The following is a 1,513-nucleotide window of genomic DNA, read 5'->3' on the forward strand; positions in this document are numbered from 1 at the left end:
CGGCTAGATTCCCTTTTGGCTAAGACTTTCAGCTTTTTTGTCCTGTACTGAGTTAAACAACATAAAACAGCACCTCAATCAGCCCTGATTAGTAAACTAAACCCGATTATTCGTGGATGGTCAAATTACTACTCAGGGGTCGTCTCAATGGAGACTTTCAGTAAGCTAGACAATATAATCTGGCAAATGTTGCGGGCATGGACAGTGTCAAGATGCGGAAAGGCAAATTATGAAAAACTAGGAAACTATTTCAGTAATGGAACGGTTAAACTTAGCAATGGGAATGAAAGACAGGAAGCTTGGTTGTTCAGGACCAAAAATGGGTTCCAGTTATGGAAACATAGTTGGACTCCAATTGTTAGACATACCTTGATACGCCCGGAAGCAACACCATATGACGGAAACTGGACTTACTGGGCAACCAGACGAGGTCAGGCAATTGAAACGCCAAGTAGGGTAGCAAAACTACTCAAGAAGCAAAAAGGCAGGTGTACCTGGTGTGGGCAATACTTTACCCCATCAGACCTAATTGAAGTAGACCACATTGTACCTCGAAGCCTCGGTGGAAAGGATGAATACAAAAATCTTCAGCTATTACATCGCCATTGTCACGATGATAAGACGGCACTAGATAACGCCAACGCTGTATCCCTAACAATGGAGCAATTAAACTAGGAGCCGTGTGAAGGGAAACTTTCATGCACGGTTCTGAATGGGAGGGGGTGAAGGTGACTTCACTCTCGACCCCTAATAAAACAAAGCAGGGAACTCAAAGTCAAAAACGCCAAACTGGAAATCTTAATGATTCCTTAACAATTGCGTTTAGAGTAAAGGCGGTAGCCACCCCCAGTTTTGGGAATCACAAACCCAGGATTGAAGCGGGGAACGGAAGGCGTGAAGTAGAACCTACTACCAGATGCGACCACTGCCAACCATCCATGATTAGGGAAACCGAATGTTCGGCTTGAACCATCGATAACACTAAGCAGCGAAATAGGTTGTGACGCTGCGCCCAAAAGGGCAAGGGGAAAAGTAGGGTAATCGCAACATCACCTACACAGACTTTTAAAGGTACCCCGGTGGATAGAACAAATCTAAAGTTGGAATGCCCATATAAACGGAACGTTTAAACCCCTCATAGGCTCTCTAATAAATATAGCACAAGACAGAACACTTAGGACGTATAATGGAGAGGACGAGATGACTAAGAAGACCAAAAATGCCAGCCCCCTATAGTTACGACCTCAGACAAAAAGTTATTGATGCCATTGAACTAGACGGTATGCCCAAAACAGAAGCCAGTCAAGTTTTCCATGTCAGCAGGAACACCATTAATCTCTGGCTGCAAAGAAAAGCACAGACCGGAGACTTCCTCCCTAAACCTCATCACCGACCTGGCAATAACCACAAAATTACCGACTGGCAGAAATTCAAGGCTTTTGCCCAAGAGCATGGCCACAAAACAGCAGCTCAAATGGCTGAACTTTGGGATGACGACATCTCTCCTCGCACG

General features: G+C 44.8%; 1 protein-coding gene and 1 pseudogene. Both read left to right on the top strand.

The genetic code is table 11. The annotated features are described in order from the left end of the window. Positions 1-51 precede the first annotated feature (51 nt). Positions 52-675: pseudogene (locus P5683_RS24770) on the top strand (group II intron maturase-specific domain-containing protein); the annotation flags it as partial. Positions 676-1,219: 544 nt separating this feature from the next. Continuing rightward, positions 1,220-1,513 (top strand): IS630 transposase-related protein (locus P5683_RS24775; protein WP_315647021.1); only part of this gene is annotated, 294 nt, incomplete at its 3' end.

Origin of the sequence: Limnospira sp. PMC 1279.21 (assembly GCF_032349615.1) — a bacterium.
GTDB lineage: Bacteria > Cyanobacteriota > Cyanobacteriia > Cyanobacteriales > Microcoleaceae > Limnospira > Limnospira fusiformis.